The sequence below is a fragment of the Bradyrhizobium sediminis genome, from assembly GCF_018736085.1.
Taxonomy (GTDB): Bacteria; Pseudomonadota; Alphaproteobacteria; order Rhizobiales; family Xanthobacteraceae; genus Bradyrhizobium; species Bradyrhizobium sediminis.
On the sequence record NZ_CP076134.1, the window covers coordinates 889,428 to 911,171 of the forward strand.

General features: G+C 63.8%; 21 protein-coding genes. 14 read left to right on the forward strand and 7 right to left on the reverse strand.

Features of this window, described 5'->3' with window-relative positions; all coding sequences use genetic code 11:
• The first annotated feature begins 56 nt into the window (after positions 1-56).
• Entirely contained in the window at positions 57-1,256 is a 1,200-nt protein-coding gene (locus KMZ29_RS04245) for a hypothetical protein (protein ID WP_215622591.1), read from the forward strand.
• Positions 1,257-1,399: 143 nt separating this feature from the next.
• On the opposite strand, the gene KMZ29_RS04250 is transcribed toward KMZ29_RS04245, so the two are convergent.
• Entirely contained in the window at positions 1,400-1,723 is a 324-nt protein-coding gene (locus KMZ29_RS04250; protein ID WP_215622592.1) for a hypothetical protein, read from the reverse strand.
• Between the two features lie 201 nt (positions 1,724-1,924).
• Here KMZ29_RS04250 and KMZ29_RS04255 point away from each other — a divergent pair, with 201 nt between their 5' ends.
• A complete protein-coding gene (locus tag KMZ29_RS04255; protein WP_215622593.1) occupies positions 1,925-2,404 on the forward strand; it encodes a hypothetical protein in 480 nt (159 codons plus the stop codon).
• 165 nt (positions 2,405-2,569) lie between these two features.
• Here the strand turns inward: KMZ29_RS04255 and KMZ29_RS04260 are convergent, their stop codons facing one another.
• Together KMZ29_RS04260 and KMZ29_RS04265 are read right to left on the reverse strand one after the other, a co-directional pair.
• The gene (locus KMZ29_RS04260) at positions 2,570-3,544 is read right to left on the reverse strand and encodes a TAXI family TRAP transporter solute-binding subunit (RefSeq protein ID WP_215622594.1); all 975 of its coding nucleotides are present in this window, start codon (positions 3,542-3,544) and stop codon (positions 2,570-2,572) included.
• 18 nt (positions 3,545-3,562) lie between these two features.
• On the reverse strand, positions 3,563-5,602 hold the full coding sequence (locus tag KMZ29_RS04265) for a TRAP transporter permease (RefSeq protein ID WP_215622595.1): 2,040 nt from the start codon (positions 5,600-5,602) through the stop codon (positions 3,563-3,565).
• Positions 5,603-5,833: 231 nt separating this feature from the next.
• On the opposite strand from KMZ29_RS04265, the gene KMZ29_RS04270 reads away from it, so the two are divergent.
• The 4 genes from KMZ29_RS04270 to KMZ29_RS04285 all read left to right on the forward strand — a co-directional run bounded on the left by KMZ29_RS04270 (position 5,834) and on the right by KMZ29_RS04285 (position 10,364).
• A complete protein-coding gene (locus KMZ29_RS04270) occupies positions 5,834-6,781 on the forward strand; it encodes a TAXI family TRAP transporter solute-binding subunit (RefSeq protein ID WP_215622596.1) in 948 nt (315 codons plus the stop codon).
• A 198-nt stretch (positions 6,782-6,979) separates the two neighbouring features.
• Entirely contained in the window at positions 6,980-9,088 is a 2,109-nt protein-coding gene (locus KMZ29_RS04275) for a TRAP transporter permease (RefSeq protein WP_215622597.1), read from the forward strand.
• Positions 9,049-9,459 carry a DUF1850 domain-containing protein gene (locus KMZ29_RS04280; protein WP_215622598.1) on the forward strand — a complete coding sequence of 137 codons (411 nt, stop codon included), beginning with the start codon at positions 9,049-9,051 and terminating at the stop codon, positions 9,457-9,459. Before KMZ29_RS04275 ends, KMZ29_RS04280 begins: the two co-directional genes overlap by 40 nt.
• A 101-nt stretch (positions 9,460-9,560) precedes the next feature.
• Positions 9,561-10,364: an SDR family NAD(P)-dependent oxidoreductase gene (locus KMZ29_RS04285; protein ID WP_215622599.1), complete on the forward strand. Its 804-nt coding sequence runs from the start codon at positions 9,561-9,563 to the stop codon at positions 10,362-10,364.
• A 128-nt stretch (positions 10,365-10,492) separates the two neighbouring features.
• Here the strand turns inward: KMZ29_RS04285 and KMZ29_RS04290 are convergent, their stop codons facing one another.
• Positions 10,493-11,263 (reverse strand): hypothetical protein, encoded by a 771-nt coding sequence (locus KMZ29_RS04290; RefSeq protein ID WP_215622600.1) that lies wholly within the window; start codon positions 11,261-11,263, stop codon positions 10,493-10,495.
• A gap of 183 nt (positions 11,264-11,446) precedes the next feature.
• Here KMZ29_RS04290 and KMZ29_RS04295 point away from each other — a divergent pair, with 183 nt between their 5' ends.
• The 5 genes from KMZ29_RS04295 (at position 11,447) to KMZ29_RS04315 (ending at position 15,479) form a co-directional block, all read left to right on the forward strand.
• Positions 11,447-12,223 (forward strand): lysozyme inhibitor LprI family protein, encoded by a 777-nt coding sequence (locus tag KMZ29_RS04295; RefSeq protein ID WP_215622601.1) that lies wholly within the window; start codon positions 11,447-11,449, stop codon positions 12,221-12,223.
• A 176-nt stretch (positions 12,224-12,399) separates the two neighbouring features.
• On the forward strand, positions 12,400-14,313 hold the full coding sequence (locus KMZ29_RS04300) for a propionyl-CoA synthetase (protein ID WP_215622602.1): 1,914 nt from the start codon (positions 12,400-12,402) through the stop codon (positions 14,311-14,313).
• A gap of 223 nt (positions 14,314-14,536) precedes the next feature.
• On the forward strand, positions 14,537-14,800 hold the full coding sequence (locus tag KMZ29_RS04305) for a hypothetical protein (protein WP_369810074.1): 264 nt from the start codon (positions 14,537-14,539) through the stop codon (positions 14,798-14,800).
• A 72-nt stretch (positions 14,801-14,872) separates the two neighbouring features.
• The gene (locus KMZ29_RS04310; protein WP_215622604.1) at positions 14,873-15,079 is read left to right on the forward strand and encodes a DUF6494 family protein; all 207 of its coding nucleotides are present in this window, start codon (positions 14,873-14,875) and stop codon (positions 15,077-15,079) included.
• Between the two features lie 181 nt (positions 15,080-15,260).
• Positions 15,261-15,479 (forward strand): alkylphosphonate utilization protein, encoded by a 219-nt coding sequence (locus KMZ29_RS04315; protein ID WP_215622605.1) that lies wholly within the window; start codon positions 15,261-15,263, stop codon positions 15,477-15,479.
• Between the two features lie 320 nt (positions 15,480-15,799).
• Here the strand turns inward: KMZ29_RS04315 and KMZ29_RS04320 are convergent, their stop codons facing one another.
• On the reverse strand, positions 15,800-16,495 hold the full coding sequence (locus KMZ29_RS04320; protein ID WP_215604845.1) for a DUF1013 domain-containing protein: 696 nt from the start codon (positions 16,493-16,495) through the stop codon (positions 15,800-15,802).
• A gap of 215 nt (positions 16,496-16,710) precedes the next feature.
• Here KMZ29_RS04320 and ispH point away from each other — a divergent pair, with 215 nt between their 5' ends.
• The 3 genes from ispH to rnhA are packed head-to-tail and all read left to right on the forward strand — an operon-like array spanning position 16,711 to position 19,123.
• Positions 16,711-17,676 carry a 4-hydroxy-3-methylbut-2-enyl diphosphate reductase gene (ispH, locus tag KMZ29_RS04325; protein ID WP_215622606.1) on the forward strand — a complete coding sequence of 322 codons (966 nt, stop codon included), beginning with the start codon at positions 16,711-16,713 and terminating at the stop codon, positions 17,674-17,676.
• Positions 17,677-17,681: 5 nt separating this feature from the next.
• Complete coding sequence (locus KMZ29_RS04330; protein ID WP_215622607.1) at positions 17,682-18,665, forward strand: homoserine kinase; 984 nt, start codon at positions 17,682-17,684, stop codon at positions 18,663-18,665.
• Positions 18,662-19,123 carry a ribonuclease HI gene (gene rnhA, locus KMZ29_RS04335; protein WP_215622608.1) on the forward strand — a complete coding sequence of 154 codons (462 nt, stop codon included), beginning with the start codon at positions 18,662-18,664 and terminating at the stop codon, positions 19,121-19,123. The genes KMZ29_RS04330 and rnhA overlap by 4 nt, the downstream gene beginning before the upstream one ends.
• Before the next feature lie 146 nt (positions 19,124-19,269).
• Here rnhA and KMZ29_RS04340 read toward each other — a convergent pair whose 3' ends face one another.
• Both KMZ29_RS04340 and KMZ29_RS04345 read right to left on the reverse strand, forming a co-directional pair.
• A complete protein-coding gene (locus KMZ29_RS04340) occupies positions 19,270-19,755 on the reverse strand; it encodes a peroxiredoxin (RefSeq protein ID WP_215614652.1) in 486 nt (161 codons plus the stop codon).
• A 251-nt stretch (positions 19,756-20,006) separates the two neighbouring features.
• Positions 20,007-21,692, reverse strand: a complete 1,686-nt coding sequence (locus KMZ29_RS04345) for a long-chain fatty acid--CoA ligase (RefSeq protein ID WP_215622609.1) — start codon at positions 21,690-21,692, stop codon at positions 20,007-20,009.
• Positions 21,693-21,744 lie beyond the last annotated feature (52 nt).

A 21,744-nucleotide genomic window follows, 5' to 3' on the forward strand; every position in this document is an offset into this window, starting at 1 on the left:
AGGCGATCGCACCGTTTCGGGGCTGACTTCAACGGCCGGCTTGCTAAACAGGCGACATGCGACCTCATGCGATTCGTCTCTGCCTCGGGTTCCCCGTGCTCGCGCTGCTCTTGATGGCGCCGCCGGCCGGCGCGATCGACGCGCCCGCGCTGCCGCCCGCCACGGCCGGCGCGATGGCGCAGGCAGTGTCGCCGCAGGCGATCGCGGAGTACCGCCGCAAGCTTAGGGAATATCAGGAGGCGCGCGCCGCGTTCGAGCAGGAGGCCGGCGCCTATTGGAGTTCGATCTACGAAAAGCGAAAAGGCCGCAACGCCAAGCGGCGCGGGCGCCAGGCCATCGCGCTTGATGATTACGTCCTGACCCAGCCGCCGCGCTACACCGGGCCGAAACGGCCGGTGAACCCGGAGGGCGAACCGGAAGTGCCGCCGCGCGAGCGCAAGCCCATTCCGGTCGTCGCCGATTTCCTGAAGGCCGCCGCCGAGCATTTCCAGTTCGCGCCGCAGCGGCCCGCCAGCGAGGCCGAGTTCAAGCGCGTCTATGCCCGCACGGCCCTGGCGTCGGGGCTGACGCGCGAGCAGGCGGTGCGGGTCTATTCGTTCGAGACCGGCGGCAACGGCCATCACGACATGCAGTCGGGGTTGAGCGCCTCGCGGCCGGGCTCGCGCGCGATCTCGACCGCGATCGGCTACAATCAGCTGCTCACCACCAACAGCGTCGAGCTGCTCGCCGAGCAGGGACATGAATTCATCAAGGCGCTGACGGAAAAGGCCGCCCGGCTGTCAGGCCCGGCGCGCAAGGCGATAGATCACAAGATTGCGGTGCTGAAGCGGATGGTGGCGTTTTCACGCACGGTGCCGGACGAATGGGCGGCGCATGAGAAGCTCGCCAATACGCCGCAGGGCTGGGCGGTCCATGCCATGGTGCTGGACATCGACGTCGGCCCGCTGCTGCAGACCCACAAGCTGCTGACATCCGTGCTGTTCGCGCGCGCCAAGGGCCATACCAAGCCGCTCACCGCCGCCGAACTGGAGATGATGAACCTCACCGGCGACGGCACCGGGCTCGACATGGTGACGATGCCGCAGGCCATGCGCGAGCAGGTGCCGACCTCGAATTTCTTCCAGCGCGGCGGCTACGAGCGCAACCCGGTCGCGATCCGCCACAACACGGTAGCGAAACTGCTGGCGATCACGGACGAGCGGATGGATTCCAACAGCGGCAAGCCGGGCGCCAAGCAACTGGCGGCGTCGTTTTAGCTGGCTGTCGTCCCGGCGAACGCCGGGACCCATACGCCGTGTCCCGTCATTCAGGCAGGGCGTTAGACGCCTTCCCCAAATTACTGGCGCCGCGGATTATGGGTCCCGGCGTTCGCCGGGACGACGGGAGTTGAGAGCCGCCCTCACTCCGCTCCGAACATGAACTTGCCGTCGCCCTCGAGATAGGGACCGGTCCGCATATAGAGCTGTCCGTTCTGGCCGATGAAGAACAACGTGCCCTTCGGCACCTTCTTCGCGCCCTTCAGCAGCATGCCCGCATTGTTGGTGCCCATCTTGTAGGAAAGCGTCTTGCCGTCCTTGCCATAGCCGTAGCCCATGTCCGGCTTCAGCTCCCAAGGGGTCGGCGCCGCGGCTTGCGCAAATGCGGATGTGGACGGCGCGGCAAGCGCCGCGGCCACTACGAGCGCAGCCGCCATCAAAACGGTCTTCGTCGAAAATCTCGTCATCCTGCATTCTCCCCGCGACCGGTTCGAAAAAGCCCGGCCTCATTTTTGAACAAACCACGAACGTCATTTGGCCGTCAACGCGCCCGTTCGCCGCATCAGGCCTCCATCAGACTTTGTGATTTCCCGCTTCCGGCTTCGCGACTATGTTCCGGGTTCAGTCTAGAACCAGTCTTTCTCAAATAGGTCATAGGGATGATTCGGATGAACCACGTCACGAAGATTTGCCTGGGCGCAGCGCTGTCATTTGTGACGCTGGTTCCCGTGGCGCATGCCGATGAATTCAAGCTCTCGAGCAACCAGAGAATTTCCTGCAGCCGGGGCCTCAGCCCCGGCAAGCTCAGTACCGCGACCTGCAAATCGTACGCCTATCTCTTCAACGTCAAGACATCGGAATACTTCCGCTGCCAGATGAGCCTGGCGCTGACGCGGGACAACAAGGAAGTGATCAACGTGCAGACCGACGGCGGCTGCACCAAGAAGGTCCGTATCTTCGACACCGACTCCAGTTATTCGTTCGACGCCGCCGAGACCGAGCCGCCGAACACCAATACGTTCTTCGGCCCGGGCGGCTACGCGGTGTGGGCCAGCGACAACACCACGCGGAAGATCCGCGGCTGCATCATCATCGCGTCCGGCCTCGGCTCCGACGTTTCGAAATGCCTCGACATGACGTCCGAGTGAGAGGCCGGACGGTTCCTCCGATTCGTCTTCCGTCATGGCCGGGCTTCGTCCCGGCCATCTACGTATTCCTTGGCCGCAGCCGCGTGATGCCCCCACAAAAAAGCCAGGCGGCGCGTCAAGCGCCGCCTGGCGGAATGGATGGCGGGAAAGGCCGGCGAGGGGTGCCTAGCCGCCGATGCCCTTTTCCTTGAAGTACTTCAGCGCGCCGGGATGGAACGGGATCGGCGAACGCTCCTGCACCTGGTTGTCGAGCGAGAAGCTCAGGGCTTCCTTGTGCACGGCGACGATGTCGGCCTTCTTCTCCACCAGCGTCTTGACGATGGCGTAGGCGTCGTCATTGCTCATCTTGTCGCCGGTCACGATCAGATTCCAGACCTCGGTAATGGCGTTGTCCTTGTCGAGGCCCGGATACGAGCCGGCCTTGATCTTGCTGGCGGTATAGAGCTTGCCGTATTTGGCGTTCATCTTCTCGGCCGTGTCGCTGTGGTCGATCAGCTTCAATTTCATGCCGGGCGTTGCCGCGAGGTCGGTCACCGCCGCGGTAGGAATGCCGCCGACCCAGAAGAAGGCGTCGATCTTGCGATCCTTGACGGCATTGACGGATTCGGCGACGCCGAGCCGTTCGCGCTTCATGTCCTTGTCCTTGTCGAGGCCGGCAGCCTCGATGACGCGAAACGCCATCACTTCGGTGGCGCTGCCCGGCGATCCCGTGGAGACGCGCTTGCCCTTGAGGTCGGCCATCTTTTCAATGCCGGTGCCTTCGACCGTCACCACGTGCATACGGTTCGGATAGACCACGAGCAGCGCTTGCAGCGGCACCTTGCCGCTCTTGAACTTGTCCTGGCCCTGCAGGGCATCGAGTGCGGCATCGGCCATCGTGAACGCCATCTCGCTCTGACCCGACGCGATCAGCTTGAGATTGTCGACCGAGCCGCCGGTGACCTCCGCGGTGGCCTGCACGTTCGGCAGGTTCTTCGACAGCACGTTGGCGACGGCGCCGCCGAGCGGATAATAGACGCCGCCGGTGCCGCCGGTGCCGATCGACATGGTCTTCTGCTGGGCATGAACCATTCCGGCGAGTGCCAGCCCCGCCGTGAGGGTGACAGCCAGTATCGCTGCGGTCTTTCTTGCTCTTGTCATCGTAAGTTCACTCCCTGATTAAATCGTAAGGGCCGGTCGTTTTGGCGCCGGCGTCCTGAACTGCCACAGCAGTACGCCGAGGCCGATGATCAGCCCCGGCACGTAGGTGTAGCTGATGTCGCGTCCGATGACCGATTCGATGATTGCCTCGATCAGGCTCGGAAACACCAGCAGCAGCCCCGATAGCAGAAGCAGGCCGCGTTCGGTCGGCGTATTTTGTCGCAAGCCCCAGTTCTGGGCAACCGCGGCGAGCGCCACCAGCCCCAATGTTGTCTTGATCGTGATCTCGAGCACGTCGACCCATGATCCGCCCTTCGGGATCGCGAGCAAGAGGCCGACGCCCTGCGGATCGAGCACGAACACGAACGGCACCAGGAACGCCGGCAGCGTGTATTTCCACGACTGCAGCGTGGTGCGGTAGGGATCGCCGCCAGTGATGGCGGCGGCTGCGAACGGCGACAGCGCCGTCGGCGGCGACACCTCCGACAGCACGGCGTAATAGAAGATGAACATGTGGGCGGCGTAATCGGGCACGCCGAGCTTGATCAGCGCGGGTGCGGCGATCACGGCGCAGATGATGTAGGACGCGGTCACCGGCACCGCGAGACCGATGATCCACACGATCAGCGCGGTATAGATCGCGGTCAGCAGCAGGCTGCCGCCGGCATAGGCGATCACGATCGACGAGAATTTGAGCCCGAGGCCGGTCAGGGTCACGACACCGACGACGATGCCGGCGCAGGCGCAGGTGGTGGCGGCGTTCAGCGCGCCGATCGAGCCGTCGGCGAGCGCCTTCACCAGTCGCTTCGGCACCAGCGCCGTCTCCCTGCGCAGGAAACTCAGCGCGAAGGTGACCGCCGTGGCGTAAAACACCGACAGCGTCGGCGAGTAGCCGATCACCATGAACACCACCACGGCGATCAGCGAGATGAAATGGAAGCCGTAACGCTTCGTCATCTGGCCGAGCGTCATGTCGGGAACGAAGGTGACATCCTTGGCGCCGAACTTGCGGGCGTCCAGTTCGACCATGATCAATAGCGACAGGTAATAGAGACAGGTCGGAATCGTCGCCATCCAGATCACGTCGAGGTAGCTGATCTTGAGGAACTCGGCGATCAGGAAGGCGGCCGCGCCCAGCACCGGCGGCGACAGGATGGCGCCGAGCCCGCCGGCCGCCAGCAATCCGCCGGCGGCGTTCTTCTCGAAGCCGGCCTTGGCCAGCATCGGATAGGCCACGGTGCCGATCATCACGGTGGTGGCGACGCCGGATCCCGACGGTCCGCCCAACAGGAACGACGACAGCACCACGGTACGCCCGGCGCTGTTCGGCTTGCCGCCCATCAGCGCCAGCGAGAAATCGATGAAGAACTTGCCGGCGCCGGATTGCTGCAGGAACGCGCCGTAGATCGTGAACAGGATGATCAGCGTCGCCGACACGTCGACTGCGACGCCGAAAATGCCTTCCAGGGTGATGAAGAGGTGACCGACCAGCCGCGGCAGGTCGTAGCCGCGATGCGTCCACGGCGCCGGCAGATGCGGGCCGAGCATCGCATAGGCAATGAACAGTAGCGACACCACGGGCATGATCGCCCCGGTGGTGCGGCGGGTCGCCTCCAGCAGCAGGATGATGAACACGATGCCGATGATGACGTCCCAGCGGTCGGGCATGGTGGCGCGGTCGGTAAAGTCCTCGCCGCCCCACAGCGCGTAGGCGATGGTCAGGACCGCGAAGATGCCGGGCACCACATCCCACCAGCGCACCCGGTTGCGAAACCGCGTCGCCAGCGGAAACAGCAGGAAGCTCAGCACCAGCGTGAAGGCGACGTGGGTGTAGCGCAGTTCCTGGGTCGGAACGATCGCGTAGGCGGCGTAGAGGTGGAACAGGCTCATGACCACGGCGATGGCGGTCGAGATCCACCCGGCCCAGCCCATCAGCCGGTTGGCTGCGCCCTCTTCGGCCTCGATGAACGACTCGGCCTTGTGCAGGGCCTCTTCGGAAACGGCGACGACGTCGTCATTGGGCGATGTCTTGCCCGGTGTCGGATTGTCTGCGGCCATGCTTCCCCCGGAACGCCTTCTTTCATGGCCGAGCCTGGCTGGCCGCGTCTTCGATCGCGCCGCATTGATCCCGGTTTTCGTCAACCGTGGCAAGAGCTTCCGCGAGGCAACTTTGGAATTATTGAGACTCGCGCGAAATAGCCGCCGCGAACCGCATTTTGGCAACAAGCCGGGTTGACCCGGGGCGCGCGTCCGTCCACTTTCCCGGCCATTCGGGGGAGAACATCGATTATGAAGTCGAAGCTCATTGCGGCCGCTGTTGCCTTCGCGGCGACCCTGTCGGCCCCGGCCGCCCATGCCCAGCAATTCATCAATGTGCTGACCGGCGGCACCTCGGGCGTATATTATCCGCTCGGCGTCGCCATCGGAAAAATCTACGGCGACAAGATTCCCGGTGTGAAGACCCAGGTGCAGGCCACCAAGGCGTCGGTGGAGAATCTGGTGCTGCTGCAGCAGGGCCGCGGCGAGATCGCGTTTACGCTCGGCGATTCGCTGAAGGCCGCATGGGATGGCGACGCGGAGGCCGGCTTCAAGTCCAAGCTCGACAAGCTGCGCACCATCGGGGCGATCTATCCGAACTATATCCAGATCGTCGCCACCGCCGACAGCGGCATCAAAACGCTGGCCGACCTCAAGGGCAAGAGCCTCTCGGTCGGCGCGCCCAAATCGGGCACCGAGCTCAATTCGCGCGCCATCCTCGGCGCCGCCGGGATGAGCTACAAGGATATGGGCAAGATCGAATACCTGCCGTTCGCGGAATCCGTCGACCTGATGAAGAACCGGCAGTTGAGTGCAACGCTGCAATCGGCCGGTCTCGGGGTAGCCTCTCTGAAGGATCTCTCGACCTCGACCGAGATCACCGTGGTGTCGGTTCCCAGGGCGGTGGTCGACAAGATCGGCCCGCCGTTCGTCGCCGTGAACATTCCCGCCAATACCTATAACGGCCAGGACAAGGACGTCCCGACCGCGGCCGTGATCAACTATCTGGTGACCAGCTCCGCCGTCTCCGACGATCTCGCCTATCAGATGACCAAACTGGTTTTCGAGTCGTTGCCGGAACTGGCGAATGCGCACGCGGCCGGCAAGGAGATCAAGCTTGCGACCGCGGCAGCCGGCAGTCCGGTGCCGCTGCATCCGGGCGCGGTCCGCTATTACAAGGAAAAGGGCCTGATCAAGTAGGCTGCTTCAATTGGTCGTCATGACCGGGCAAAAGCGCGAAGCGCTTTCTTTGTGCAGATATCCCGGCCATCCATCTTTCTTCGAGTAAGTTCTCGAGTGAATTTCATTTTTGATGGATGGCCGGGTCAAGCCCGGCCATGACGTGTTAGGCGGTGCGCCAGCAATGGCGCATGACGACTTGGGCGTGGGGAACGCAACATGCTGCAGGCTGAGGGCGCCGGGAAGCCGGTCAAGGTCGCATTCGACAATTTCGAGCACGGGATTCCCGAGGGCTTCGGTCCGCGCGGCTGGGGACGCCTCGCCTATGCCATCGGCATCGCCTTTGCGGTGTTCCAGCTTTACGTCGCCGCCTTCAGTTATCTGCCGAGCCAGGTGGTGCGCGGCGTTCATGTCGGCTTCCTGCTGCTCCTGACCTTCGGTCTGATCGCCAATTTCACCGCCAGAAGCGATCTCGGCCGCGCCGCCGGCTGGCTGACCGGCGCCGCCGGGTTTCTCTGCGGGCTCTACCAGTGGATCTTCTACGCCGACCTGATCGCGCGCGACGGCGATCCGACGCGGCTCGATCTCGCGGTCGGCACGCTGCTGGCGGTCCTGATTTTCGAGGGCGCGCGGCGGCTGATGGGGCTGGCGCTGCCTTTGATGTGCAGCGCCTCTCTGCTCTACTGGTTCTTCGGCCAGTATCTGCCCGCGCCGTTCAACCATCGCGGCTATGATTTCGACCAGGTCATTACGCACCTGTCCTACGGCACCGAAGGGTTTTACGGCGTCCCGATCTACGTTTCGGCGACCTACATCTTCCTGTTCATCCTGTTCGGCTCGTTCCTCGAGCGGGCCGGCATGATCCAGCTGTTCACCGACGTCTCGCTCGGCCTGTTCGGCGGCACCCGCGGCGGGCCGGCCAAGGTCGCGGTGTTCGCCTCGGGCATGATGGGCACGATCTCCGGCTCCGGCGTCGCCAATGTCGTCACCGTCGGCCAGTTCACGATCCCGCTGATGATCAGGTTCGGCTATCGCCGCGCCTTTGCCGCCGGTGTCGAGGCCACCGCCTCGATGGGCGGACAGATCATGCCGCCGGTGATGGGCGCCGTCGCCTTCATCATGGCGGAGACGCTCGGCGTCGAATATTCCGTCATCGTCAGGGCCGCGGTGATTCCGGCAGTGCTCTATTTCGCTTCCGCGTTCTGGATGGTGCATCTCGAGGCCGGCAAGCACGGCCTCGTCGGCATGAACAAATCGGAAATCCCGAGTGCCTGGAAGGCGCTGGTGGCGCGCTGGTACCTGGTGCTGCCGCTGGCGGCGCTGGTCTACATGCTGTTCGAGGGTTTCACGCCGCTCTATGCCGGCAGCATGGGGCTGGCGCTGACGGTGGCGCTGATTCTCGGCGCCAGCATCACGCTCGGTTTCTCCAGCAACGCGCTGCGCTATGTGTTCTGGATCGGGCTCTCGCTGGTGGTAGGCGCGGCGTCGCGCGACGGCCTCGAGATCATTCCGATCGCCGGCGTCGTCGGCGCACTGGTGCTTGTCACCTCGTTTGCACGCGGCGGCCGGGCGACGCTGCGGGCCTGCCGGGATTCGCTCGCCGACAGCGCCAAATCGGCACTCACCGTCGGCATGGCCTGCGCCATCGTCGGCACCATCATCGGCATGATGACACAGACCGGCGTCGGCGCCATCTTCGGCGGCTGGATCATCGGCCTCGGCGCCAAGAGCCTGTTCCTCGCGCTGGTCATGACGATGTTGCTGTCGATCCTGCTCGGCACCGGCATCCCGACCATTCCGACCTACATCATCACCGCGGCTCTCGCAGCACCTGCATTGGCCAAACTCGGCGTGCCCTTGATCGTCAGCCACATGTTCGCATTCTATTACGGCATCATGGCCGACCTCTCGCCGCCGGTGGCGCTGGCCGCGCTGGCGGCAGCGCCGATCGCCCGGGAAAACCCCGACAAGATCGGCTGGGAGGCGATGCGCATCGCGCTGGCCGGTTATGTCATTCCCTTCATCTTCGTCTATTCGCCGGCGCTGATGCTGCAGGCCGGCGATCCGATGGAAGCCCAGCTCGGCTTCCACGGCGCGGTGGCGCTCGCCACCTTCAAGGCGCTGGTCGCTATCGGCCTGTTCGGCATCGTCGCGATCGGCTTCCTGTTCGCCCGCCTGACGATCGCCGAACGCGTGGTCGCCTCGGTGGCGGCGCTCTGCCTGCTCGGCGAGTTTCCTTTCAGCGATACCATCGGCTTTACGGTGACGCTCGCCATCGTGCTCTGGCAGTGGCGGCAGCGCTCGCGCAGCGCGGTGGCGGCGGCTTGAGCCTCTGCCTCGCCTCGGCCGGTGTCGTCAAGGCGCTGTCGGTAGCGGCTTTCACGCTTGCCTGGACCCACTCCATCGAAAAGGTCGAATGGCAGGAAGACTGGCGCGTCACCCCGCGGGGCCTCGAGCTGACGCAGGCGCGGGTGAAAGGCTCCGGCGCCGGCATGGAGCCGCCGCCGGAAGCGCGGCTGGTCGATGGCTGGTTTCAATGGCAGCCGAAACCCGGCGCCATGCCGCAAGTGGTGCTGGGCAATTCCGGCGCCGCCGGCGAATGGCGGCTGTGCGCGGGCGGCAATTGCCGGACGCTGTCGGAAATCCTCGGGCACCCGGTCGGGGCCAATGTCACGACAATGAAAGCATGTAGTCCGTAGCCGGATTGCGCGGAGTTTATCCTTGGGCACGCCGAAGGCGTGACCCGGGGGCTCCATCCGGTCTACAAGTATCCCAACGAACATCACAAAGGGAGAAGTCGATGGATCGACTCAAGGGCAAGACAGCGATGGTGGTCGGCGCCGGTTCGATCGGGCCGGGCTGGGGCAACGGCAAGGCGACCGCGGTGACCTTTGCGCGCGAGGGCGCACAGGTGTTTTGCGTCGACCGCAACGGCAAGGCGGCGCAGGAAACCGTCGACATCATCACGTCCGAAGGCGGCAAGGCCAGCGCCTTCGCCGCCGACGTGTCGCGTGCCGCCGAAGTCGAGGCGATGGTGGCGGCCTGCCTCAAGGCCTATGGCCGCATCGACGTGCTCGACAACAATGTCGGCATCGCCGAGATGGGAAGCGTGGTCGACGTCTCCGAAGCGGACTGGGACCGCGTGTTCGCGGTCAATCTGAAAAGCGCCTACCTCGCCATGAAGCACGTCATTCCCGTGATGGCGAAGCAGGGCGGCGGCTCGATCATCAACATCTCGTCGATCGCCTCGATCCGCCATACCGGCGTGTCCTACGTCACCTATGCCACCACCAAGGCCGCGATGAATCAGATGACGCGTACCACCGCGGTCGAATTCGCGCCGCAGCGCATCCGGGTCAATGCGATCCTGCCGGGCTTGATGAAGACGCCGATGGTCGAGCACTCCGCCGGGCTGGCCGCCAGTTACGCCAAGGGCGACGTCGAGGCGATGTGGCGCGCCCGCGACGCCCAGGTGCCGATGGGGCACATGGGCGAAGCCTGGGACGTCGCCAACGCCGCGCTATTCCTCGCCTCCGACGAATCGAAATACGTCACCGGCATCGAGCTGGTGGTCGATGGCGGGATCACGCTGAAGCTGAGTTGAGGTCGATTTTTCGATGTCGTCATTCCGGGGCGCGAGTGAAACGAGCGAACCCGGAATCCGGAGGTTGTAAGTGCGAGATTCCGGGTTCGCGCTTTCGCGCGCCCCGGAATGACGGCAGGCTATTCAGCCTACTGCGCCAGCGCCAAAATTCCCCCCGCGAAGGAATGCCACGCCGCTGTCGTGCTGATCGGCCAGTTCAGGAGCTTGATGGCCACCAGCGCAATGCCGCCATAGACGTAGACCGGGTGCGGCCGCCCGCGCGTGCGCCAGTCGAACATCATCGCGGCCACCAGCAGCAGATAGGCGACGAAGGCCGGCGGAATGGTGACCGGGACCGGTGGCGGGCCGAGCGGTCCCGGCGGCGCCAGGAAGGTGAGGAACCAGCGCGCCACCGCGGCGTCCAGCACCGAGATGCCGGCCAGCAGCATCAGCCGCTTGTGGATTTCCGGCCGGCGCGTGGCGGCGATGGCGAGCGTCACGACTACCGCGAAGAACAGGATGCCGCTAAGCGGGACGATCGCAAACGCGATGCCTTCGTTGGTGAGTCCGACTGCGGCGGACCGCTTCATCGCGTTCACCGCCGCCAGGAAACCGAAGATCGTCATCGCGGTCGCCAGCGACACCCCGATCATTCCCATCGTGCGGTGTCGTGCGACCCGCCCGGACGCGGCGAGCCAGGTCTGGAACACAAAATAAAGCGACCAGGCGAAAAACAGCAGGCCGTGAAAATGGATCACCGGCATCGACGGGAACGATCCCGTTGCCAGTGGAAGGAAGTAGGTTGGTGCGAAGCCAAGGAAGGCCACGGCCGTGCACGAAAGTGCCATATAGAAGTAGAAATACTGCGCGGGCGACGATGCGGCGGCGCGCGCGGGATTATGGTCAATCAAAGTTGTCATGCGTCAGGATTCTCCATGTGCGTATTGAGTCTCCGAGACCGGCATATGGTTCAAGAGAAAAGCGGCATCAGGCATATGCCGCCGGGTGTCAATCAACGCTCAATTCCGCCGCAATCCGGTTCGCGGCCACTATTGCCGGGCCCTAGTCTCTCCAATATTGAGGGTTGTTCGCCGGGTAGATCGATGCGATTTCGTCCTGCAGTCCTGATCCGCAACGTGGCCGTTGCATTTGTCCTGTCGGTAGCGCCGCTACATGGTGCCCTCGCGACCGGCACCGGGTCATCGACCGATCTGCAGGCCGACCCCGCGCCCTGCGCCGCCGCGGCGGCGACCAACGACGCCGACAGGATCGTCGCCATTTGCGGCGCGCTGATCGACCACAGCAAGACGGCGAAGACCGATCGCATCAAGGCGCTGATCGCGCGCGCCGGCGCCTATGACCGCAAGGACATGATCGACAGCGCGATCTCCGATTACGATGCGGCGCTGCGGCTCGACCCGGCGCTTGCGGATATCTTCAATATCAGGGGCGAACTCTGGCGCCGGAAGGGCGACCGCCGGCGCGCGCTGGCCGATTTCGCCGCCGCCATCAAGCTGAACCCGGACCACCTGACAGCCAAGGGCAATTACAAGACGCTGGCGCAGGAGCTGGAGCGCCTGGGCGCGCTGATGGCGGTCCATAATAAGCCGAGCTTCAATTGCGCGAACGCCCGGCGTGCGGTCGAGAAGGCGATCTGCGCCAACCCGGAGCTGGCCAATCTCGACCGCGAGATCAACGCCGTGCACACCAAGGTGGTGCGTGAGGCCCGCAACGACAGTCCGCGCGCCGGGAAGGCCTTGCAGCGCGAACAGGACGAGTTCATCGCCCGCCGCAACGCCGCGTTCGGCCAGCCCGGATATGATCTGCGCAAGGCCATGAAGGAGCGGCTGGACCGCCTGCTGGCGATCGAGTCGAACTAGCCGCCGGGCGCGGCCGGTTAGCCGAATGTCGCAGTGTTTATGCCTTGAATTGTCGAGTTATCCCGTGACAATGCCGCGAAGAAAAATGACGGGAATTGATCCCGGTCATGGCCGGGCTCGTCCCGGCCATCCACGTCTTTTATGGACGACGGGTTAAGTCTAGCGGGAGCGACGCCATGAACATCCAGAGCAGCAGCCGGTATCACGAGGTCCATGCCCGCTCGGTCAAGGACCCGGAAGGATTCTGGGCCGAGGCGGCGCGCGAGATCGACTGGATCGAGCCGGCGAAAAAGGTGTACGATCCTTCGACGGGAATCTATGGCCGCTGGTTCGCCGGCGCCATGGTCAACACCTGCTACAATGCGCTCGACCGCCATGTCGCAAGCGGTCGCGCCGACCAGGTGGCGCTGATCCACGATTCGCCGCTGGCGGGCGGCCGCATCACCAAATTAACCTATGCCGAGATGCTGCATGAGGTGAAGACGCTCGCCGCCATCATGCAGGATTTCGGCGTCGCCAAGGGCGATCGCGTCATCCTCTATATGCCGATGGTGCCGGAAGCGGTGGTTGCGATGCTGGCCTGCGCGCGGATCGGCGCGGTGCACAGCGTGGTGTTCGGCGGATTTGCCGCCAAGGAACTTGCAACCCGGATCGAGGATGCCAAGCCGAAGCTGATCTTTTCGGCAAGCTGCGGCCTCGAGCCCGGCCGCATCGTACAATACAAGCCGCTGCTCGACGAAGCCGTCAGGTTGTCCAGCGTCAAGCCCGAGACCTGCATCATCCTGCAGCGGCCGCAGCACGGTTGCGAACTCACCGCCGGCCGCGATCATGACTGGGCGAGCTTGCGCGCCGACGCCATTGCCGCCAAGAAATCGGCCGACTGCGTGCCGGTCAAGGCGACCGATCCGCTCTATATTCTCTATACCTCCGGCACCACAGGCATCCCGAAGGGCGTGGTGCGCGACAATGGCGGACATCTGGTCGCGCTGAAATGGTCAATGTTCAACCTCTACGGCGTCAAGCCCGGCGAGGTCTGGTGGTGCGGCTCCGATATCGGCTGGGTGGTCGGTCACAGCTATATCGTTTACGGGCCGCTGATCCATGGCGCGACCTCGGTCATGTATGAGGGCAAGCCGGTCGGCACGCCCGACGCCGGCGCGTTCTGGCGCGTGATCGCGGAGCACAAGGCGGTGGCGATGTTCACCGCGCCGACCGCGTTCCGTGCCATCCGGAAAGAGGACCCGGAAGGCACGTTCATCCGGCAATACGACCTGTCGAAATTCCGTACCCTGTTTCTCGCCGGCGAGCGCGCCGATCCGCCGACGGTGGAATGGGCGGAGCAGCAATTGAAGGTGCCGGTGATCGACCACTGGTGGCAGACCGAAACCGGCTGGTGCATCGCCGGCAATCCGGTCGGCCTCGGCATGCTGCCGGTGAAGCACGGCTCGCCGACGGTGCCGATGCCGGGCTATCAGGTCGACGTCGTCGATGAGGCGACGAAGCCGGTGCCCGCGGGCACCATGGGCTCGATCGTGATCAGGCTGCCGATGCCGCCGGGTTGCCTGCCGACGCTGTGGCAGCAGGACGAGCGCTTCAAGGAATCCTATCTCAGCGAATTTCCCGGCTACTACAAAACCTCCGACGCCGGCTACAAGGACGAGGACGGCTATGTCTGGGTGATGGGCCGCACCGACGACATCATCAATGTCGCCGGTCACCGGCTCTCCACCGGCGGCATGGAGGAGATTCTCGCCGCCCATCCCGACGTCGCCGAATGCGCGGTGCTCGGCATCAAGGACGCGATCAAGGGCGAGGTGCCCTGCGGCTTCCTGGTGCTGAAGGCCGGCGTGACCCGCAAGCCCGCCGAGATCGAAAAGGAGATCGTGGCACTGGTGCGCGACAAGCTCGGCCCCGTCGCGGCCTTCAAGCTCGCGATCACCGTCGGCCGGCTGCCGAAGACGCGCTCGGGAAAGATCCTGCGCGGCACTATCAAAAAGATCGCCGACGGCGAGGCGTGGGCGATGCCCGCCACCATCGAGGACCCCAAGGTGCTGGACGAGATCGAGGGCGCGCTGAAGGGAAGGGTGTGATTGTCATTCCGGGGCGATGCGAAGCATCGAACCCGGAATCTCGAGATTCCCCGGTGCGCAATTGCGCACCTGCGGTCTGGTGCTAACGCACCATCCCGGAATGACGACCTTCTCGTCATGCCCGGGCTTGACCCGGGCATCCATCATTCTTCAGGAAATGCCTTGTTTTCGATGGATTGCCGGGTCAAGCCCGGCAATGACGATTTGGGATAATGGATTGAACATGCGACGCTCCGCACGAATCTGCCTGGCATTCCTCCTCCTCGCACCCCTGCTCGCGGGCTGCCTGGAGCGGGGACAGCCGACCATGGTCGACAGCGGTCCCGATGACGACGCGTTCTGCCGCGCCAGCCATGCCGTCGGCTCGCCGGAATATGTCGCCTGCCGCAAGGATCGCGACGTCCAGCGCGCCAACGCCAACGCGCGGGCCGACAAGCGGCAGCGCAATCTCGGCGAATACATGCTGAACAATCCCACGCGGCCTTAGATTGCAGCATGATCCGGAAAAGTGGGTACCGGTTTTCCGAAAAGATCATGCTCAAAACAAATGGAGACCATCATGAACGAGGACGTTTTCAACCGCAGCCTGCGCGGATTCCTCAAGAAGGTCGGCATCACCTCGCAGCGCGAGATCGAGAAGGCGGTGCGCGACGCGGTCGCGAGCGGCCGCCTCAAGGGCAGCGAAAAGCTGCCGGCCAAAATGGTGCTCACCCTCGGTGGCGTCAGCTTCACCCACGAGATATCAGGCGAGATCGATCTGGGGTAATTGTTTTCCCTCTCCCCTTGTGGGAGAGGGTGGACGCGATGCGTAGCATCGCGGACGGGTGAGGGGTCTGTGTCCGCAGATGGAGACCCCTCATCCGGCGCGGATTGCATCCGCGCCACCTTCTCCCACAAGGGGAGAAGGAAGAAGACAGCGCTTACGATTTTAAGAAGGACATCACCACATGGACATCAAGGTCAGGGATTCGAACGGCGCGCTGCTCGCCGAGGGCGACAACGTCACGCTGATCAAGGATCTCAAGCTGAAAGGCTCCTCCACGGTGCTGAAGCGCGGCACCATGATCAGGGGCATTCATCTCACCGACAACGCCGACGAGATCGAGGGCCGCACCGACAAGGTCAAGGGCCTGGTGCTGCGCACGGAGTTTTTGAAGAAGGCGTGAGGGTGGGGCCTCGCGAGGTCACACCGGCTGCGCGCAGCGGTGATTCCGGCATTCCAGCCGCAGTCATGATGGCGCCGAAATGGCGCGCGGGCGAAACCCGCTGCGAGATCGCGAAACTGCGTTTGACGACTGCTGTTTGAAAATCGAATCCGGTATGGCCGCTTTCCGTCATTGCGAGCCAACGGGTCGGCGCGAAGCGCCGCCCGATGACAGGCTCCGCGAAGCAATCCATGCGAGCCCAAGGGGAGGTGGATTGCTTCGTCGCTGCGCTCCTCGCAATGACGATGTGAATTTCAGCGCCGTGCGGGACTTAGCGCCCCTTACTCCTCGTCGTCCGGCTTCTTGCCGCCGATGGTCTTCAGCTTGGCGAACACGGCGTCGACGTTGAGGTCGTCGCGCTGCTTTTCGCTCGGCTCGAATTCCGCCTCCTTGCGGGTGGTCTCGGAGGCCGGCAGCAGGGTGGCGCCGCCATAGGCGACGTCGGTCGGCTTTTCCTTGGCCGCGCGCTGGACCTCGAAATCGAGCTCGATCTGCGAGCACAGGCCGAGCGTCACCGGGTCCATTGGGGTCAAGGTGGAGGCATTCCAGTGGGTGCGGTCGCGCACGCTGGCGATGGTGGTCTTGGTGGTGCCGACCAGACGCATGATCTGGGCGTCCTTCAATTCCGGGTGATTGCGCACCAGCCACAGGATCGCGCTCGGTCGCTCGTGGCGGCGCGAAACCGGGGTATAGCGCGGGCCCTTCTTCTTGGCGGCCGGCGGCAGCGTCACCTTGCTCTCCTCGAGCTTGAGCCGGTAGTTCGGGTCCTTTTCACCCTTTTCGATCTCCTGGCGGGTGAGCTGGCCGTTGGAAATCGGGTCCATACCCTTGATGCCCTGGGCGGCGTCGCCGTCGGCGATGGCGCGGACCTCGAGCGGGTGCATTTTGGTGAAATCGGCCACTTGGTCGAAGGTCAGGGCGGTGTTGTCGACCAGCCACACGGCAGTCGCCTTTGGCATCAGCGGTGCATTGCTCATGGCAAATCTCCTTTGCGCTTCGCCCACCTGTTTTGGAGGCGAAGCCAGTGGTCATCAGCGATGACGGGAATTACGCCCTATATAAGCCGTCCGGGGGTATGCGGCAATGGCCTGCTAAACAGCCTTGACAGCGACCGAAAGCAGTCCCAAGTCCTTATCCGAATTGACCGTTCCCTGCCCGGCGGCAAGGGGTGATTCGGTCCGAGATCGCTCCGATGCAGGCCAAACCACCCCTCCGAATCGTGCTTTGCTCGCCCCGCGGCTTCTGCGCCGGCGTGGTGCGGGCAATCGACACCGTGGAACGGGCGCTGACCATCTACGGCGCCCCGGTCTATGTCCGCCACGAGATCGTCCATAACCGCTATGTGGTCGACAGCCTGAAGACCAAAGGCGCGATTTTCGTCGAGGAACTGGCCGAAATCCCCGACAATACCAACGCGCCGGTGGTGTTTTCGGCCCACGGAGTGCCCAAATCGGTTCCCGCTGACGCCCGCGCCCGCAATTTCTTCTCGCTCGACGCCACCTGCCCCCTGGTCACCAAGGTGCACCGGGAGGCGGCGATCCATTTCAAGCGCGGCCGGGAAATCCTCCTGATCGGGCATTCCCACCATCCGGAAGTGGTCGGCACGCTCGGGCAATTGCCGGTTGGCGCGGTCACCCTGATCGAGACCGCGGAAGACGCCAAGACCTTCACGCCGAAGGATCCCAACAACCTCGCTTTCGTCACCCAGACGACGCTGTCGATCGACGATACCGCCGAGATCGTGGCGATGCTGAAGGAGCGGTTCCCGAACATCTCCGGCCCGCACAAGGAAGACATCTGCTACGCTACCACCAACCGCCAGCTCGCGGTGAAGAAGGTGGCGCCGGTGGTCGATGCCCTGATCGTGGTCGGCGCGCCGAACTCGTCGAATTCGCAGCGCCTGCGCGAAGTCGCCGAGCGCGAGGGCTGCCCCATTGCCATCCTGGCGCAACGCGCCGGCGATCTCGACTGGTCGCGTTTCCAGGGCATCAAGAGCCTCGGCATCACCGCGGGCGCTTCGGCCCCGGAAGTGATCGTTGAGGAGATCATGGGCGCCTTCGCCGAGCGTTATGAACTGCATGTGGAGACGGTCTCGGCCGCGGAAGAGAACGAGTTCTTCCCGCTGCCGCGTTCGCTGCGGCCCGACGCAGCCGAGTAAGCGCGATGGCGGTCTACACCGACGTCGCCGCCGACGAGCTCGCGGAATTTTTGAGCCATTTCGAGATCGGCGAACTCCTGTCCTACAAGGGCATCGCCGAGGGCGTCGAGAATTCCAACTTCCTGCTGCACACCTCCTCCGGCTATTTCATCCTGACGCTGTACGAGAAGCGCGTCGCCAGAAACGAGCTGCCGTTCTTTCTCGGCCTGATGGCGCATTTGGCCAGCCGCGGCATCATTTGTCCGCAACCCCTGAAGAACAAGAGCGGCGAGGCGCTGAGCGAACTGGCCGGCCGGCCCGCGGTCATCATCAATTTTCTCGAAGGCATCTGGCCGCGCAAGCCCAACGCCGCGCACTGCGCCGGCGTGGGTCAGGCGCTGGCGAAGATGCATCTGGCGGGGCGCGATTTTGCGATGACGCGCCCCAATGCCCTGTCGGTATCGGGCTGGCGTCCGCTGTTCGATCAGGCCGCCTCGCGTGCCGACGAACTGCAGCACGGCCTGGCTGATTTTCTCCGCGCCGAGCTCGATTATCTCGAAGGCGGCGTCTGGCCGAAGAATCTGCCGCAAGGCGTGATCCACGCTGACCTGTTTCCGGACAACGTGTTCTTTCTCGGTGAAAAGGTCTCCGGCCTGATTGATTTCACCTTCGCCTGCAACGACATGCTGGCCTACGACGTCGCAATCTGCCTCAATGCCTGGTGCTTCGAGAGCGATTGTTCGTTCAACGTCACCAAGGCGCGCGCCTTCCTTAACGCCTATGGCCGCGAGCGCGCCTTGTCCGAGGCCGAGCAGGCGGCGCTGCCGCTCTTGGCGCGGGGCGCTGCGCTGCGCTTCCTGCTGACGCGGCTGGTCGATTTTCTCAACGTGCCGCCGGGCGCGCTGGTGCGCCCGAAGGATCCGCTGGAATATGTCCGCAAGCTGCGGTTCCAGCAAAGCGTGGCCAGCATGCGCGATTACGGCGTCGAAACCTCGGGGCTGGTGGCGTGAGTTCGCCCCCCTCGGTCATCATTCATACCGACGGCGCATGTTCGGGCAATCCCGGCCCCGGTGGCTGGGGCGCGATCCTGAAATTCGGCGATGTCGAGAAGGAATTGAAGGGCGGCGAGGCGCATACCACCAACAACCGTATGGAGCTGATGGCCGCGATCTCGGCGCTGGAAGCGCTGAAGAAGCCCTGCACCGTCGACCTCTACACCGATAGCCAGTATGTGCGGCAGGGCATCACCGGCTGGATCCATGGCTGGAAGAGGAACGGCTGGCGCACCGCGGACAAGAAGCCGGTCAAGAACGTTGACCTCTGGCAGCGGCTCGATGCGGCGCTGCATCAGCATCAGGTGCGCTGGCACTGGGTCAAGGGCCACGCCGGCCACGACGAAAACGAGCGCGCCGATCAACTCGCCCGCGACGGCGTCGCCATGGCGCGGCTGAAGACGAGGCTGGAGTGATGGGGGCGCCGGTGTTCGACAACCGTCATGGCCGGGCTTGTCCCGGCCATCCACGCCTTTAGTGCCATTCGCAAGCAAGAACGTGGATGCCCGGGACAAGCCCGGGCATGACGTCATTTCATCGATGCAGATGCGCTAACGGAGGCTCAGAGCTGCCCGAGCAGCGTATCGCCGCCGGAAACCTCGACCTTGCCGGGCGCCGGTTCGAGGTTGAGCGTCTTGACCACGCCGTCGTCCACCAGCATCGAGTAGCGCTTGGAGCGGATACCGAGCCCATTGCCGGAAGCATCCAGCTCCATGCCGATCGCCTTGGTGAAGTCGGCATTGCCGTCGGCGAGGAAGGTGGCCTCGTCGCGCTGGTCGGTGTCGCGCTTCCAGGCGTTCATGACGAAGGCGTCATTGACCGAGACGATCGCGATGGTGTTCACGCCCTTGTCCTTGATGGCGTAGGCGTTGAGGAAAATGCTGGGCAGGTGCATCTTGTGGCAGGTGCCGGTATAGGCGCCGGGCACCGCGAACAGCGCGACCTTCTTGCCCTTGAAGATGTCGTCGGTGGTCTTGACCTGCGGCCCTTCCGCCGTCATCACGCGAAACTTCGCTTCGGGCAGCTTGTCGCCAACTTTGATGGTCACCGTCTACTCTCCTTGAAGGGTGCGGATTTTTCTTAAAGCATTTCCCGGGGGGATGGAAAGCGCATCACCATCGTTTGATGGAGGTGAGGCCGTCATTCCGGGGCGATGCGAACGCATCGAACCCGGAATCCCGAGATTCCCCGATGTGCAATTGCACATCTGTGGTCTGGTGCTGGCGCACCATCCCGGAATGACGAGTGGATTGCTTCGAGAGCTTTCGCTCTTCGCAATGACGGGGAGGAGGCGGCGGCTCAGGCCGCCGCGGCCTTCTTCTCGTCGCGCAGTTCGCGGCGCAGGATTTTGCCGACGTTGGTCTTCGGCAGGTCGGTCCTGAATTCGATATGCTTGGGGATCTTGTAGTTGGTCAGCTGCTCGTGGCAGAAGTTGATGATGTCCTCGGCGGTGAGGTTGGGATCCTTCTTGACCACGAACGCCTTGACGGCTTCGCCCGACTTGGCGTCCACGACGCCGATCACGGCGCATTCCAGCACGCCGGGATGGCTCGCGATCACTTCCTCGATCTCGTTGGGATAGACGTTGAAGCCCGACACCAGGATCATGTCCTTCTTGCGATCGACGATCTTGGTGTAGCCGTCCGGCGTCATCACGCCGATGTCGCCGGTGCGGAAGAAACCGTCCGCGGTCATCACCCTGGCGGTCTCATCGGGCCGGTTCCAGTAACCGGCCATCACCTGCGGTCCCTTGGCGCAGATCTCGCCGGCGGTGCCGAGCGGCACTTCGTTGCCGTCGTCGTCGCGGATCGAGAGGTAGGTCGAGGGTACGGGAATCCCGATCGAGCCGGAGAACTTGTCGGTATCGGCGGGGTTGCAGGTCAGCGTCGGCGAGGTTTCCGACAGGCCGTAGCCCTCCGACAGCGCGCAGCCGGTCGTCTTCAGCCATTTCTCGGCAACCGCCTTCTGCGTCGCCATGCCGCCGCCGAACGAGGTCTTCAGCTTGGAGAAATCGACCTTTTCGAATCCGGGCGTATTCAAGAGGCCGTTATAGAGCGTGTTGACCGCCGGGAAGCTGTTGACCTGGTACTTCATCAATTCCTTGACGAAGCCGGGCATGTCGCGCGGATTGGGGATCAAGAGGTTGACGCCGCCGGCGCGCACGCCGAGCAGGAAACACGCCGTCAGCGCGAAGATGTGATAGAGCGGCAGCGCGCAGACGATGAACAGTTCGTCGACATGCGGCGGCTTTTTCAGCGCCGGCTGCAGCCAGGCGTCGTTCTGCAGCACGTTGGCGAGGATGTTGCGATGAAGCAGTGTCGCGCCCTTGGAGACGCCGGTGGTGCCGCCAGTATATTGCAGGAAAGCGACGTCCTCGCGCGTGAGCTGCGGCTTGTTGAGCCTCATGCCGCGGCCGGCCGCGATCGCGTCGTTGAAGCTGACCGCGCCCGGGATCGACCAGGCCGGCACCATCTTCTTCACGCGCCGCACTACCAGATTGACGATCACGCCCTTGAAGCCGAGCAGGTCGCCCATGCTGCCGACGATGACATGCTTGACCGCGGTCTTCGCGATCACCCGCTGTACCGTATGCGCGAAATTCTCGAGCACGACGATCGCCTCGGCACCGGAATCCTTGAGCTGATGCTCGAGTTCGCGCGGGGTGTAGAGCGGATTGACGTTGACCACCGCGTAGCCGGCGCGCAGCACCGCGGCGGTCGATGCCGGATATTGCAGCACGTTCGGCATCATCAGCGCGACGCGCGCGCCCTTCTGCAGGCCCTTGCTCTGCAGATAGGCGGCGAGCGCCTGTGACATCTCGTCGAGATCGCGATAGCTGATCGACTTGTCCATGCAGATGAAGGCCTTGCGGTCGGCAAACTTCGCAAAGCTTTCTTCCAGCAATTCGACGAGCGATGAGTACTGGGTCACGTCGATATCGGCGGGCACGCCGGCCGGATATTGCTTGAGCCAGATGCGCTCCATGGTATTTCCCCTCCGGTTTGTTCCCTGTTTGTCAGGCCGGGACGCCTTATTT

What these genes read in the sequence shown, in the direction of transcription:
- ispH (WP_215622606.1), top strand. Translation starts at nt 16,711, where the DNA reads ATGCAGGCCAAACCACCCCTCCGAATCGTGCTTTGCTCGCCCCGCGGC.
- KMZ29_RS04250 (WP_215622592.1), bottom strand. Translation starts at nt 1,723, where the DNA reads ATGACGAGATTTTCGACGAAGACCGTTTTGATGGCGGCTGCGCTCGTA.
- KMZ29_RS04285 (WP_215622599.1), top strand. Translation starts at nt 9,561, where the DNA reads ATGGATCGACTCAAGGGCAAGACAGCGATGGTGGTCGGCGCCGGTTCG.
- KMZ29_RS04295 (WP_215622601.1), top strand. Translation starts at nt 11,447, where the DNA reads ATGCGATTTCGTCCTGCAGTCCTGATCCGCAACGTGGCCGTTGCATTT.
- KMZ29_RS04255 (WP_215622593.1), top strand. Translation starts at nt 1,925, where the DNA reads ATGAACCACGTCACGAAGATTTGCCTGGGCGCAGCGCTGTCATTTGTG.
- KMZ29_RS04315 (WP_215622605.1), top strand. Translation starts at nt 15,261, where the DNA reads ATGGACATCAAGGTCAGGGATTCGAACGGCGCGCTGCTCGCCGAGGGC.
- KMZ29_RS04320 (WP_215604845.1), bottom strand. Translation starts at nt 16,495, where the DNA reads ATGAGCAATGCACCGCTGATGCCAAAGGCGACTGCCGTGTGGCTGGTC.
- KMZ29_RS04275 (WP_215622597.1), top strand. Translation starts at nt 6,980, where the DNA reads ATGCTGCAGGCTGAGGGCGCCGGGAAGCCGGTCAAGGTCGCATTCGAC.
- KMZ29_RS04305 (WP_369810074.1), top strand. Translation starts at nt 14,537, where the DNA reads ATGCGACGCTCCGCACGAATCTGCCTGGCATTCCTCCTCCTCGCACCC.
- KMZ29_RS04290 (WP_215622600.1), bottom strand. Translation starts at nt 11,263, where the DNA reads ATGACAACTTTGATTGACCATAATCCCGCGCGCGCCGCCGCATCGTCG.
- KMZ29_RS04245 (WP_215622591.1), top strand. Translation starts at nt 57, where the DNA reads ATGCGACCTCATGCGATTCGTCTCTGCCTCGGGTTCCCCGTGCTCGCG.
- KMZ29_RS04310 (WP_215622604.1), top strand. Translation starts at nt 14,873, where the DNA reads ATGAACGAGGACGTTTTCAACCGCAGCCTGCGCGGATTCCTCAAGAAG.
- KMZ29_RS04270 (WP_215622596.1), top strand. Translation starts at nt 5,834, where the DNA reads ATGAAGTCGAAGCTCATTGCGGCCGCTGTTGCCTTCGCGGCGACCCTG.
- KMZ29_RS04300 (WP_215622602.1), top strand. Translation starts at nt 12,400, where the DNA reads ATGAACATCCAGAGCAGCAGCCGGTATCACGAGGTCCATGCCCGCTCG.
- KMZ29_RS04345 (WP_215622609.1), bottom strand. Translation starts at nt 21,692, where the DNA reads ATGGAGCGCATCTGGCTCAAGCAATATCCGGCCGGCGTGCCCGCCGAT.
- KMZ29_RS04330 (WP_215622607.1), top strand. Translation starts at nt 17,682, where the DNA reads ATGGCGGTCTACACCGACGTCGCCGCCGACGAGCTCGCGGAATTTTTG.
- KMZ29_RS04260 (WP_215622594.1), bottom strand. Translation starts at nt 3,544, where the DNA reads ATGACAAGAGCAAGAAAGACCGCAGCGATACTGGCTGTCACCCTCACG.
- KMZ29_RS04265 (WP_215622595.1), bottom strand. Translation starts at nt 5,602, where the DNA reads ATGGCCGCAGACAATCCGACACCGGGCAAGACATCGCCCAATGACGAC.